Here is a 13,053-nt window from a genome sequence, read left to right as displayed (position 1 = left end):
CAGCCATCAATCAGGCTACAGTTGACACAACTGATACTTACGTCTTGTTGCCAAAAACCGAGATCGCGATCGAGCGTCTTCCCGTGACTGTCCACTCGGCGGAACGCACTCGACGCCTATGAGCCCCAGAAGTTATCGCGGCTGCCGAGCCGTTCACGCCGGGTTTCTTTCGCGTCTTCGTCGTCGGAGTCGTCCGTCTCGGCGTCCCCAGCAGCCGCCGTGTCGTCGCTGTCCGTTTCATCGGCATCGGCATCCTCATCGGGGTCCATCGGCAGCAACTCGAGTTCCTTCGCACGTGCGTGATTGCTGTGAACACGGGTGATTTCGACTCGAGCGCGGGCTTCCGGAAGCACGCCGTCGACCATCACGATGAAGCCATCGTCGGTCCGACCGACACCAGCTCCGCTTTCGTGCATGTCGACAACGTCGACGATGACCTCCTGACCCGGCTTGACAGGTTGGGTTTTGAGGTCCTCGATCGGCTGGCTGTAATGATTGCACCACTCCTTGCCACCCCGATCTCCGTAGTGGCTACACCCCATTCCAGAGATCCGTTCGGAGAAGCTCGGACAGTCGTCGGAAAGTGGACAGTCTGCCATACGGCGTACTACCAGTGGCGCCGTTAAACCGTTTCCGTCTCGAGGATCGAACCCGTACCGACTAGAAACGCTGGTAGCGTCTCCCCCGACACACGCAAGGAGTCGTAATCGTCCAGCGGGAGATCGGCAACGCTGGTAAATGAACGGCGCTCATCCGACGGGCCGTTTCGAAAAGGTTTACGGTACGGACGTAGCAGTGATAGATGATGAAAATCCTCGTTACGGTCAAAGAAGTCGCGACCGTCGAAGACGAGTTCGAGATCGAGGGTACTGAAATCGCATCCCAGTACCTCGGTGCCGACCTCAACGAGTGGGACGACTACGCCGTCGAAGAAGCCGTGCAACTGCAAGAAAACGGCATCGCAGACGAAGTCGTGACGGTCACGATCGGACCGGAAGACTGTGAACAAACCATCCGTCAGGCACTCGCAAAGGGTGCCGACCGCGCGATCCGCGTCTGGGACGACGCCCTCGAGGGCGTCGACTTACTCGACGTCAACGCGAAGACGGAGATCCTGAGCGCCGTCGTCGAGGCCGAAGAGCCCGACCTCGTGCTGACGGGCGTGCAGGCTGGCGACGACAGCTTCGGCGCGACCGGCGTTTCGCTGGCCGAAGAGATCGGCGCGCAGTGGGGCGCCGTCGTCAACCACCTCGAGCACGACCTCGAGGACGGCGTCGCCTCGGTCCGGCGTGAACTCGAGGGTGGCGTCGAGGAGCTGACCGAGATCGACCTGCCCGCAGTCCTGACGATCCAGACGGGGATCAACGAGCCACGGTATGCGAGCCTGCGAGGCATTCGACAGGCCCAGCGCAAGGAACTCGACGTCCAGGCGCTCGCCGACATCGGCGTCGACGAAGGGACGATCGAATCCGAACTCGAGCTGACGGAGATGTACGAACCAGAGAGCGAAAGCGACGTGACGGTCTGGGAAGGCAGCGCCGACGAGACCGCCGCGGAACTGGGTGAACTGCTTCGCGAGAAGGGGGTGGCACAATGACGGACGTCCTCGCAGTCACCGACCACCGCCGCGGCGACCTCCGCGACGTCAGCTACGAGATCATCACCGCGGGCCGAGAGCTCGCCGACGAGACCGGCGGCAACCTCCACCTGGCCGTCATCAGCGGCACCGTCGACGAGTTCGCAGACGACCTCAACCGCGAGGGCGTCGACGCCATCCACACCGTCGACCACGGCGAGGAGTTCAACCACGACGTCTACACGCAGGCGATCTCACAGCTCTACGACGAGCTCGCCCCGCAGTACGTCGTCGCACCCAACAGCGTCAACGGGCTCGACTACGCGCCTGCCGTCGCCAACGAACTCGATCTCCCGATCGTCACCGACACGATCGGTCTCGAGACCGACGGCGAGACGCTGCTCGCCACCCGCGAAATGTACGGTGGCAAAGTCGAGACGACCAACGAACTCGAGGGAGCGGCCGTCGTCACGATTCGAAGTGCCGAGTGGCCCAAAGCCGAAGGCACCGGTGACGCCTCGATCGAGGCCTTCGATGCTGAGATCGACGAGGACGCGATCGGCTCGACCGTCACCGGCTTCGAGGAAGTCGGCGGCGGCGACGTCGACATCAGCGAAGCTGACGTGCTCGTTTCCGTCGGCCGTGGGATCGAAGAGGAGGACAACATCCCGCTGATCGAAGACCTCGCTGAGGCGCTCGACGCGACGGTCTCCTCGTCGCGCCCGATCGTCGACAACGGCTGGCTGCCCAAGAACCGGCAGGTCGGCCAGTCCGGGAAGGTCGTCACGCCCGACGTCTACATCGCGATCGGTATTTCGGGTGCCGTCCAGCACGTCGCTGGCATGAAAGGCTCCGATACGATCGTCGCGATCAACACCGACCCCAACGCCCCGATCATGGACATCGCCGACTACGCGATCCACGACGACCTCTTCGACGTCGTCCCGGCGCTCACCGAGGAGTTCCAGTAACTGGGCCGCACGCGGCTTTTTTGAGCGATCTTCGAACCGCGTGAGCGGCTGCAGTGGACGCAATGTCCTCGCCAAGAGACGTTCAGACGGAGTGATAGATACGAACGCGTGGAGAAAATCTGCACTGTGATCCGTCACCTACTTTTTACCCCCGTCCTAAGCGCTGGCAATGGAACGTCTGGAGCGTCGTCGGGCGCTGATCGAAACGCGTCTCGTCGAGGTGGTCGACGGCCTCGAGCCGGACACGCTCAGGGAGGAAGTCCGCCACACGGCGCTGTCGGGCGGCAAGCGCGTCCGGCCAATGGTGACGCTGTTAGCCTGTGAAACCGTCGGTGGAACGGCCGAGGAGGCGGTCGATTTCGGTGTTGGGATCGAACTCGTTCATAGCGCCTCGCTCGTGATCGACGACATCATCGACCGCTCGGAGCTCCGTCGGGGCACGACCAGCGCATGGGCTGAGTTCGGCTACGGTCCGGCGATCGTCTCGAGCGATGGGTTGCTCGGAGAAGCGTTCGCCCTCTTTTCGGCCGACCCTGACGCGATGCAGGTCGTCGCCGAGGCGATGGTCGAACTCGGAGTCGGCGAAGCGACCGAACTCTCGGCACAGCCGACGAACGAAGCGGAGTATATGACACTGGCTCGCCGAAAGACCGGCGCACTCTTTCGAGCCGCTGCCGAACTCGGGGCCATCGCTGCCGGCTCCGATCCGGTCACCGTCGAGGCGCTCGGGGAGTACGCCGAGCGGGTCGGCGTCGCCTTCCAGATCAGAGACGACGTCCTAGACGCAATCGCGGATGCCGATGATCTGGGGAAACCGACCGGCCACGACGCCGCTTTGGAGCGACCGTCGGTCGTCCAGGTGACCGATCTCACCCCCGAGGAAGCCAACGCCCGCGCTCGAGCCGAGTCCGACCGAGCGATCGACGCCCTCGATCGGGTCGAAGTCGCTGATCCCAGTGCCCGCGCGTATCTGGTCGAGCTCGCGGAGTTCGTCGTCGAACGCGAACGCTAATCAGACGCGACCGAGTTGTCGCGTTTCACTCTCCGTGTCCTGCTCGTCGTCGTCCGGCCCGGATAATCGTGATTCGGCAACAGCGAAGGTGAGCGTGCTCACGATTCCCAACAGCGTGCCGGCCGTCAGCGCGGCTGCCAGATAGCTGATCCCGACCTCATCGAGGAAGAAGGCACTCACCGCGTGCAAGACGACGGCGATCGAGAGAACGTAAAAGGGCGCGTTGAGATAGCGCCACTCGAGCGTGCCGGCGATATACTCGTCGGTGATCTGGCCGAGACTGGTCGTCACACCCGCCGCAGCGAGCCACTGGATCGAGCCGTAGACGACTGCCGCGAGCATGACCGGGACGCCAACGTCGCCGGTCGTCGCGTTCTGTTCCGCCTCGAGGGTGTTTATCCCGCTGACACCGCCGAGGACGAACAGGGTCGCGGCGACGACGTAGGCGAGCAACGTCGTCCGACCGGCGTACAGCGACCGGCGGGCGCGCTCGACGGCGTCGTCGAGTTGCTCGCCGAGTCCGAGTCCACGGGAGATGAGATAGAGGCCGAGCAGTGCCGACGTCGTTCCGAGCACGAACCCCGGCATCTCGAGGACGGTCCCAATCAACGCGAGCGGATAGATAAGTAGGAGGATACCGAGCGGGATCAACACCGTCCCGCGCGTTTCGGGGTCGTTCAGCACCTGTTTGATCGTATAATACATCGACTCTAAGTTCTGTGCCTGCCGGACGACGACGCGGCGAACACCGTCGATCGGCACGCGTGATCGAATAATCGGGATGACGGATTCGTCCTGTGCGCCGTCGGTGACGACGAGCGCGGTCACGTCCTCGGCAGTCGAGAGACTCGCGAGGACGGTATCGACCTCGTCACCGACTTCGCGGTTGGCGCTGACATCGCCCTCGTCGTTGCCAGTGACGACGGCTACCTCGACGCTCTCGTCGCGGGCATCGAGATCGTCGTAGATGTGCAGCCCCTGAAAAATCACGTTGACGTCGGAGTCCTCCGGGTCCGCAGTCGCGAGCGCGACGGCTGCCGCTTCCGCCGACTCGCGGCCGATAACGGGCGTCGAGAAGCCGGTTTTACGGCCGAGGTCGTCGTCGAGATCGACACAGAGGACCAACAGCATTGGGTCACACGTTCGAGCGCAGGGTATTTCCATCTTCTGGGGACGACAGAATGCGAGACGGACACTCGAGGCCACCACGGTCGTTTCGCACGGCTTTTGTGAGTCGGCCCAGTATGTAGCGTTGAATGATCTCGAAGGGCTGTGAGCAGTGCGCGGAAGGTGGCAAGATGGTGCTGTTCGTCTACGGATACTGCGACCAGCGTGACTGCTTTTACTGCCCACTCGGTGAGAACCGCAAGAACGTCACCGACGTCTACGCCAACGAGCGCCGCGTCGAACGCGACGAGGACGTCCTCGAGGAAGCCCATCGGATGGATGCACTGGGAACGTCGATCACCGGCGGTGAACCACAGGAAGCCCTCGAGCGCACCTGTCACTACCTCGAACTGCTCAAAGACGAGTTCGGCGAGGACCACCACACCCACCTCTACACCGGCATCACGGGCGGCCGCGAGAACATGCGCCGCCTCTCAGAGGCCGGTCTCGACGAGATTCGGTTCCACCCGCCACTCGAGCAGTGGGGCGAGCTTCACGGCACCGAGTGGGAGGACATCCTGTATATTGCCCGCGAGGAAGGACTCACACCCGCGTTCGAGATTCCCGGCATCCGCGCCGAAACGGAGTTCCTCGAGTTCCTCGATGAGGGGGCAGCCGAGTTCTGTAACGTCAACGAGTTCGAGATGAGCGACGGGAACTATCGCCGCATGCAAAAGGAAGGGTACGAACTCAAAGAAAACCACATGAGCGCCGTCGACAACGACCGCGACGGCATCCTCGACGTGATGGGCGACCACGAGCGAGTCTACTTCTGTACCTCCGTCTTCAAAGACGCCGCCCAACACCGCCGTCGGCTGAAACGCATGGCCCGCAACGTCCGCCGGGAGTTCGACGACGTCACCGACGACGGCACGCTCGTCTACGGCAAGACGTACGCCGACCCCGAACGCTTCGAGGCGCTTGGCGTCCCCGAGGAGTTCTACACCGTCAAAACGAACCACGTCGAGGTCGCTTGGTGGCTCCTAGAGGAGATGATCGAAGAAGGCGACCTCGAGGACGGCGAAATCGTCGAGCAGTATCCGAGCTACGACGGACAAGTTGTCGAGCGGACGCCGCTGGCGTAGGTTTCAGACCACGAGCGAGCAAAGCGAGCGAGTGGCTTTTTCGCGTAGATTTTTGGAGGAGGGTGAGCGAAGCGAATCCGACGAGAAAAAGGTACACGTGGCAGGTCGTCGAGCGGACGCCGCTGGCGTAGGTTTCAGACCACGAGCGAGCAAAGCGAGCGAGTGGCTTTTTATCTGATCTCGGTTGGATCAACGTTGGGGAGCGTAATGAGGTTCTCGCGGCCGATCCGAAGCTTCTCGATTTCGTCGTCGTCGTCCATCTGTGAGAGCAGTTGTGAGACCTTGGCGTTCGACCAGCCGGTCTCCGACACGATCGAGCCCTGCTTCATTCGGCCACCGTTTCGTTTGAGCAGCCGAAGGACACGCTCCTCGTCGCTCAAGAGTTCGGGATCGATCCCGTCGTCGACCGGCTCGTCGTACTCGAGTTGCGTGCCGGATTCGGCGGGCGAGCCGACACCGGCAGCGTCGGCCCCGCGTTCGGTGGCTGACTGCAGTTGGTCGCGGTCGCTGTCGGGCGTGACCGACGCGTCGGGTGGCTGCTCGTCGGACCCGCGTGCACGGAGTTGGCGGATACCCGGAAGGGTCACGACGTGTGCTCGCAGCCGAGCGATCGGTGCCGGCAACTCACCGGCTGGCCGTCGACGCGCGAGGAGATAGCTGCCCACACCGACGGCGATGACGAGTCCGACAACACCAGCGAGCAGCCAGTCGGGAACGGCGGCTGTCGGGACGGCACCAGCGCCGGTCCCACTGGCGCTGCGAACGAAGATGATCTGGAGATCGTCGTCGCTAAACTGGGCGGGACCGGTCCACTGGAGCGAGGTCGATGCCTCCGCGCTGAGCGCGTAGCCGGATGGCGATTCGATGACGAGACGCTGGTCGTCGGTCAGCGAGAACCAGACGCCGGTGTCCGCCTGAAAGGCATCACCGAAGTAGATCCGGTCGCCGTCGACGGCCGCAAAGTTCGTCCAGGTGAACGAGTAAGCGATCACGCCGACACGGATTTCGGAGTCGTCGTCGGTCTCAGGTAGCGATTGCGCATCGAGACCTGCCTCTTCGGGTGAGACGATCCGTGGATCGTCCCAGTCCGCGTTCTCGAGTGACATCTCACGGTCGGTCGCCTGCTGGGCGGTCTGGCGGAACGGCTCGAACTGCTGGACGTCGTACGTCACATCCCGTTGTCCGCGTGTCACCTCGTCGGCGTACTCGTCAAACACCGCGTGTTCGTCGTCGTCAGTGAGGAGGAAGTAGCTCTCGATCGTCCATCTCGCATCCCCGGAGTCGGTGACGTTGATCCGAACGACCTGTTCTGACTGGGGCTCGTCGATTGTCGCCTGTGTCGGTGCCAACTGTGGCGCAGTTGTCGGCTCTGAGGGCGTCGTCGAAGACCACGCTAGCAGTGGCCGATCGGCGGCTGTGTCCGTCTGGAGCGGCTCGGACGTGGAGGCGGCAACAGCCGGTGTGGCGACCACCGCCCCGAGGAGGGATGTCGTGAGGAGGACTACGAGGGCGACTCTAATGGCGGTGGATACCCGCATACGTACCAACAGGGTGGTCCCCCCGGGGAAAAAACCCTTTCCATCGAAAAATAAAGCGTTACCAGCGGCTGTAAAGCGTCTCTGTGGGCCGAACGGAACTTCGAATACGGACGAAACGAGATGAAACGGCGGTAAACAACGCTTAATTCACGACTCTGACGGTGTGATCGCTGTAGATGTGAGTGCGACCAGTTTTTGTATCAAGAGTTCATACAGTGGATCGATGAACAGCGCGACCCCCGCCCTCCTCGCGTTGCTTCTCGTCTTCTCGCTCGTCGCACTCCCGGTCGCAGCGAGTCCTGGAGATGGGATGCAAGCCCAGTTGCAGGCGGAGCTACAAGACCAGACGACGAACGACGACGCGGCCGACGAGACGACCACCCGCCTCTCGCTCGAGGGTGAGGTGAGAAGCGATACCGTGACGTACGGACCCGACCTCGGAACGGTGCTTGCGGGCACGGAAGACGAGTTACGAACGGACTACGCCCAGTATACGATCGTCGACCACGAGTTCGAAGACGCAAGCATGACCAAACGTGAAGTGTTGGTTGAGGACGCCTACGATCAGGTCATGGACCGGGCGGACGAACTCGAGCAACGGGAGCAAGACGCCGTGAGAGCGCACGCTGCAGGCGAGCTGTCGACGACGGAACTCCTCCAGCTCGTGCTTCGAAACCACAACGAGGCAGCAGTCCTGACGGACACCCTCGACGCGCTCGAGGAGCGAACGAACCGGATTTCCGACTACTCGCTGTCGGTTCAAGACGAACAAAACGCCCTCGAGATGCATCAGACACCAGTTCGGTCACACCTCGAAACGGCAGCCCGTGGCGTCGGAGCCGAGACGATGGTGACGGTCCAGACATCCGAAACTGGGTACACGCTCTCGATGCTCGACGGAGAGTACATCCGTGAAACGACCAGATTCGACAACCGCGAGGCGGCGTGGGGAAGCGAGTTCGATGATATCTCTGATGCCTACGAGTACGCTGGCGAGCTGTACCCGTGGGTGTTCGAGAACAGACAGTCCGCAGGCGCACGGGAGCACACGGCGGTGAACCTCTACCAGATTCAGGCCACCCACGATCAGGGTCGACTCGAGGCGTATCTCGACGGGGGGACCGGGAACGTCCACCGTGAAGTACAGGAGCTGAGTTACACCTCGCTGCCGACGGAGACCGAAACGGTCTGGGTCGACGGTGAGCACCGACTGTCGCTCAACGAAACGCCAGCAAACGGCCCGACCATGCTCATCGTGACCGACGCCGACGGCACCGTCTCCGAGACAGCAACGGTCGCGGTTGATGGGCTCGAGATCGGTGAAACCGACAGTGACGGGATCATCTGGTTCGTCCCGCCGGCCGAATCATACCAGTTGTCAGTAACCACCGAACAGGGCAGTAGCGACGTTACTGTCGGCAACTGATACGGACTGCGGTCCCGTTTTATCGTCGATTACTGGGTTGGTAACCAACGATCACGACGACAACAGTCCGTATGAGCACGCTCTTGTAGGTACTCGAGGAGTACGGGAGCAGTGCCGGTGATAACGATCGAGCGAACGTTTATATTCGAACGAGCAACCAAAGCGGTGCGTGACCGATCGTCCAGATGCGAACCACCCGACTGCCACGCTCGGCGCGAGCCGAGGGCTCAGTCCACTCGTCGGTCTCGTCGCCCTGCTCGCACTCACCGTCGCATTGGCGGCCGTCGTCGCCGTCGGCGTCGGCGCGCTCTCGCTCGAAGCAGGCGCACCGACCACAGCGTTCGACCTCGCTGTCGACGGCGAGACGTCGACGATCACGATCGAACACGTCGGTGGCGAACCGATCGATGTGACGGCGCTGTCGATGACGGTTGCCGTCGACGACGAGGACCTGACGAACCAGCCACCCGTCCCGTTCGTCGGTGCAACCGGGTTCGATGGAACGCCGACTGGTCCGTTCAACGCGGCGACGGACTCCGAATGGCGGGCCGGAGAGCGTGCAACCGTCGTCGTCGCCGACACGAACGACCCCCACATCGAAACCGGCGACGTGGTCACCGTTACGCTCACCGTCGACGACGCTCGTATCGCAGTGCTCGAGGCGACGGCGAGATAACCGCGGCAGTCGTCCGTTACTCGGGTGCGCGACCGATCGTCGTGATCGCGACTTCGGGGTCGTACGCAGGACCCTGGAACATGTGTTTGACGTCTTCGAAGCCGGCTTCCTTGAACATTCGATCGGCCTCGTACTCGTCATAGAAGAGCATGATCGAGTCGGCGAGTTTCTGTGCGATCACGTTGTCAGGGTAGTTCGGACCGACGACGAGCACCTGCCCACCGGGTTTCAACACGCGACGGAACTCCCGGAGCGCGAGGATCGGATTCGGCCAGTACTCGATCGAACCGGACGACCAGACGACGTCGAACGTATCCGTCGCAAACGGCAGCCGTTCGGCGTCACCACGGTGGAAGTGGACGGGTGGTGCGCGCTTGCCGAACTTCGCGTAGGCTTTCTCGAGTTGGTGTTCACTCTGGTCGAGTGCATACACCTCGTCGACGTGCTCGAGTAAGCCCTCAGTCGCAAAGCCGGTGCCACAGCCGACGTCGAGGACGGTCATCTCGTCTTCGAACTCGAGCAGTTCGAGAGCCTCCGTTCGCATCTCCTCGTTCCAGATGAAGGGGTTGATCTGGTCGTAGACCTTCGAGAGGTACTTATAGAACAGTCGAGCCCGAGCCTTGTTCTCGAGGATTCCCATTATGCAGTCGTTTCGACCGGACCGGGATAGGTCTGCTGTTCCGTGCGATGGAACCCGTGGCCAATCGAGGAGCAACGACCCGATTTCCCCTTGCAAATACTGAACGACTTTCGCAACTACCATATACGCGCTCTGGTAAACATCCGTTTGCTTAGAGTATGCCGAGGCCAGAGGTTCTCGAACGAATAAAGTCGGCGGAAGAGGAAGCCGACGAGATCGTCGCATTGGCACAAAACGACCGCGACGAGCGAATAGCCGAGGCCCGGAAACGTGCCGAGGAGATTCGCACGGAAGCGGAACAAGAAGCGCGGGATCTCAAAGAGCGCCGTCTCGAGGAGGCGCGCGAGGAGATCGATGCGGAAAGCGAACGCGTCCTCGAGAGCGGAGAACAGGAGCGCGAGGCACTCGCCGAGCGCGCCCAAAGCCGGGTCGACGAAGTGACTGACCACGTCGTCGAACTGTTCCAGGAGGACGTGCATGCTCAGACCTGAACGGATGAGCAAGGTCTCGGTGACCGGTTCCAAGGGCGTCATGCCCACGGTCATCGAGACGGTACACGGACTGAACCTGGTCCATCTCTCGGACTACGACGGTTCCTGGGAAGGCTTCGACAACGGTAACCCGATCGAGGGTGCCGACGACGCCTCACAGAAGCTGGTCACCGTCCGAGCGCTCGAGAGTACCCTGGAGCTGTCGGCCGACGAGGCCGAACCAGGGACGCTCGGAGACAACTGGGAAGACCGAATCGAGGAGATTCGAACCCGAGTCAACGAACTCGACGACCAGCGTGCGGAGGTCCGCGAGGAGCTTCGACAGGTCGACGAGAAGATCACCCGTGTCGCTCCCTTTGCGGAACTGGGGATCGACCTCGACCTCCTGTCGGGGTATGACTCGGTCGAGATCGTCGTCGGCGAAGGGCCACAGGACCAGATCGAAGCGGCTGTCGACGCTGCAGACGACATCGACGCCTTCGAACTGTTCACCGGTGGCGACGTCGTGGCGATCGTGGCCGCGCCGACAGACGGCGCCGGCTCGGACCCGCTCGGCGATGCACTCGTCGGGATCGAGTTTACCCGGCATCCGGTGCCGGAGACCGAACAGACCCCGAGTGCGTACGTCGACGAACTCGAGGAGCGCAAACGCGAACTCGAGTACGAAATCGAAGACATCGACGCGGAACTCGAGGAGATCAAGCTGGCGGAAGCCAGCTTCCTCCTTCGCGTCGAAGAGAAGCTGACCATCGACGTCCAGCGTGCGGAAGCACCGCTGCAGTTCGCGACGACGGATCGCGCGTTCATCGCTGAGGGCTGGATCCCGAGCGATGAGTACGAGCGCCTCGTTGCAACGCTCGACGACGCCGTCGGTGACAGCGTCGAGATCGAAGAACTCGAGCGCGCGAGCTACGACCGACACGGTGGCTCACACCACGAAACGGTCGCCGACGACGAGCAGCCAACAGCGGACACCGAAGACGACGGCAAACAGCAGAAAGCCGTCACCGACGGTGGCTCGACCGTCACGATGGACGATCAGCCACCGACGATTCAGAAGAACCCGTCGGCTGCCAAGCCGTTCGAAACGCTCGTTCAGGCAGTCAACCGACCGAAATACAACGAACTCGATCCGACGATCTTCATGTTCCTGACGTTCCCGCTGTTCTTCGGGTTCATGATCAGCGACGTCGGCTACGGACTGCTGTACGTCCTGGTCGGGTTCTACATGTACCAGAGCTTCGACAGCCCCGGGATCACGAGTCTCGGCGGTGTTGCGATGTGGTGTGGTGGGTTCACGATCTTCTTCGGCATACTGTTCGGAGAGATCTTCGGGATCCACGAACTCGGCTACATCCTGTTCGGAGATGCCGGTGCACCGATGGGTGACAAAGGACTCTCACCCGCCACGCTTGACTTCGCGTTAGCGTGGCTCATCGTGAGTCTCCTGTTCGGTATCATCCACCTGAACATCGGTTACATTCTGGACTTCGTCGAGAACATCCAGCACGGCCACGGTCTCTGGGGAGCACTTACCCACAGCGGCTCGTGGATGCTGATGCTCAACGGGATCTGGATCTGGGTGTTCACGCCACAGGCAGCGGACGTCAAACCTGAGTTCCTGTTCACCACGTTCGACGGCGCAGCCTTCGATCTCGGTTTCGATGGCTTCCCGATGATGACGCTCGTCGAACTGCCGATTGCAGGCGGCTTCGAGCTGACCCTCCCGTTCCTGTTGGTCATTATCGGACTCGTCTTGCTCGCACTCGGTGACCCCGTCGAACTCGCCGAGTTCGCGATTCCGTTCGCTCACGGTGTCTCCTACGCCCGAATCGCTGCAGTCCTGCTCGCAAAGGGTGGGATGGCGTTCGTCGTCAATCTGCTGGTGTTCGGCGGGATCCAGACGCCCGAAGGGAACCGTCCCTTCCTGGCGCCGTGGACCGGATACACTGCTGAGGACGGACAGGTAATGTTCGAAGGACTCTTCCACATGGGCGATGGCGCCGTCGCGATCGGGGCGTTCATCGTCGGTGTGCTCGTGCTGGTCGTCGGACACATTGTGGTCTTGTTACTTGGTATCACAAGTGCCGGATTGCAGGGTATCAGGCTCGAGTACGTGGAGTTCTTTGGGAAGTTTTATGAAGGCGGTGGAAAGAACTACGAACCGTTCGGAACCGATCGAAACCACAGCGAGGACTAACTAACAATGGCAATTGAAAACGTACCAGAACTGGCGGAACTTGCACTGCAAGCAGAAGAAATGAGCGGCCCAACCCTCGAGAACGAGGGTGCAGCGGCACTCGCAGTCGGTCTTGCCGCACTCGCAGCAGGATATGCAGAACGTGGTATCGGCGCAGCCGCAGTCGGCGCAATCGCCGAGGACGACGACATGTTCGTCCCAGGCCTGATCATGACCGTCCTTCCTGAGACGCTCGTGATCCTGGCGCTGGTCGTCGTCTTCGTCGTCTAAA

13 protein-coding genes are annotated in these 13,053 nt (G+C 61.9%); 9 read left to right on the top strand and 4 right to left on the bottom strand.

The genetic code is table 11. The features are described from left to right. Positions 1-116 precede the first annotated feature (116 nt). A complete protein-coding gene (locus C495_RS09275; protein ID WP_008162211.1) occupies positions 117-599 on the bottom strand; it encodes a TRAM domain-containing protein in 483 nt (160 codons plus the stop codon). Between the two features lie 206 nt (positions 600-805). Between C495_RS09275 and C495_RS09270 the strand changes: the two genes are divergently transcribed. The 3 genes from C495_RS09270 (at position 806) to C495_RS09260 (ending at position 3,559) form a co-directional block, all read left to right on the top strand. Then, on the top strand, positions 806-1,597 hold the full coding sequence (locus C495_RS09270) for an electron transfer flavoprotein subunit beta/FixA family protein (RefSeq protein WP_008162210.1): 792 nt from the start codon (positions 806-808) through the stop codon (positions 1,595-1,597). Further along, positions 1,594-2,547 (top strand): electron transfer flavoprotein subunit alpha/FixB family protein, encoded by a 954-nt coding sequence (locus C495_RS09265; RefSeq protein WP_008162209.1) that lies wholly within the window; start codon positions 1,594-1,596, stop codon positions 2,545-2,547. The genes C495_RS09270 and C495_RS09265 overlap by 4 nt, the downstream gene beginning before the upstream one ends. A 169-nt stretch (positions 2,548-2,716) precedes the next feature. Further along, positions 2,717-3,559 (top strand): polyprenyl synthetase family protein, encoded by an 843-nt coding sequence (locus C495_RS09260; RefSeq protein ID WP_008162208.1) that lies wholly within the window; start codon positions 2,717-2,719, stop codon positions 3,557-3,559. Here the strand turns inward: C495_RS09260 and C495_RS09255 are convergent, their stop codons facing one another. Further along, positions 3,560-4,690: a DUF373 family protein gene (locus C495_RS09255; RefSeq protein ID WP_008162207.1), complete on the bottom strand. Its 1,131-nt coding sequence runs from the start codon at positions 4,688-4,690 to the stop codon at positions 3,560-3,562. It abuts the gene before it with no gap. A 125-nt stretch (positions 4,691-4,815) separates the two neighbouring features. On the opposite strand from C495_RS09255, the gene C495_RS09250 reads away from it, so the two are divergent. Next, entirely contained in the window at positions 4,816-5,811 is a 996-nt protein-coding gene (locus tag C495_RS09250; RefSeq protein ID WP_008162205.1) for a radical SAM protein, read from the top strand. Between the two features lie 170 nt (positions 5,812-5,981). Here C495_RS09250 and C495_RS09245 read toward each other — a convergent pair whose 3' ends face one another. Further along, a complete protein-coding gene (locus tag C495_RS09245; RefSeq protein WP_152418893.1) occupies positions 5,982-7,349 on the bottom strand; it encodes a helix-turn-helix transcriptional regulator in 1,368 nt (455 codons plus the stop codon). A 223-nt stretch (positions 7,350-7,572) separates the two neighbouring features. On the opposite strand from C495_RS09245, the gene C495_RS09240 reads away from it, so the two are divergent. Together C495_RS09240 and C495_RS09235 are read left to right on the top strand one after the other, a co-directional pair. Beyond that, complete coding sequence (locus tag C495_RS09240; protein WP_008162201.1) at positions 7,573-8,775, top strand: DUF7096 domain-containing protein; 1,203 nt, start codon at positions 7,573-7,575, stop codon at positions 8,773-8,775. 169 nt (positions 8,776-8,944) lie between these two features. Beyond that, positions 8,945-9,451, top strand: coding sequence for a type IV pilin (locus C495_RS09235; RefSeq protein ID WP_008162199.1), 507 nt, complete (start codon positions 8,945-8,947; stop codon positions 9,449-9,451). Positions 9,452-9,467: 16 nt separating this feature from the next. On the opposite strand, the gene C495_RS09230 is transcribed toward C495_RS09235, so the two are convergent. Further along, complete coding sequence (locus C495_RS09230; RefSeq protein WP_008162197.1) at positions 9,468-10,091, bottom strand: methyltransferase domain-containing protein; 624 nt, start codon at positions 10,089-10,091, stop codon at positions 9,468-9,470. A 158-nt stretch (positions 10,092-10,249) separates the two neighbouring features. On the opposite strand from C495_RS09230, the gene ahaH reads away from it, so the two are divergent. Genes ahaH through C495_RS09215 form a run of 3 tightly spaced genes read left to right on the top strand, consistent with a single transcriptional unit; the run spans position 10,250 to position 13,052 of the window. Continuing rightward, positions 10,250-10,582 (top strand): ATP synthase archaeal subunit H, encoded by a 333-nt coding sequence (gene ahaH, locus C495_RS09225; RefSeq protein WP_008162196.1) that lies wholly within the window; start codon positions 10,250-10,252, stop codon positions 10,580-10,582. Further along, positions 10,569-12,782 carry a V-type ATP synthase subunit I gene (locus tag C495_RS09220; protein WP_049890239.1) on the top strand — a complete coding sequence of 738 codons (2,214 nt, stop codon included), beginning with the start codon at positions 10,569-10,571 and terminating at the stop codon, positions 12,780-12,782. The genes ahaH and C495_RS09220 overlap by 14 nt, the downstream gene beginning before the upstream one ends. Positions 12,783-12,788: 6 nt before the next feature. Continuing rightward, complete coding sequence (locus C495_RS09215) at positions 12,789-13,052, top strand: hypothetical protein (RefSeq protein WP_008162194.1); 264 nt, start codon at positions 12,789-12,791, stop codon at positions 13,050-13,052. The last annotated feature ends 1 nt before the right edge of the window (position 13,053 follow it).

This window comes from Natronorubrum sulfidifaciens JCM 14089, from assembly GCF_000337735.1.
GTDB classification, from domain to species: domain Archaea; phylum Halobacteriota; class Halobacteria; order Halobacteriales; family Natrialbaceae; genus Natronorubrum; species Natronorubrum sulfidifaciens.
Note: the sequence above shows the minus strand (reverse complement) of the source record. Positions and strands in the feature narration are given on the sequence as shown.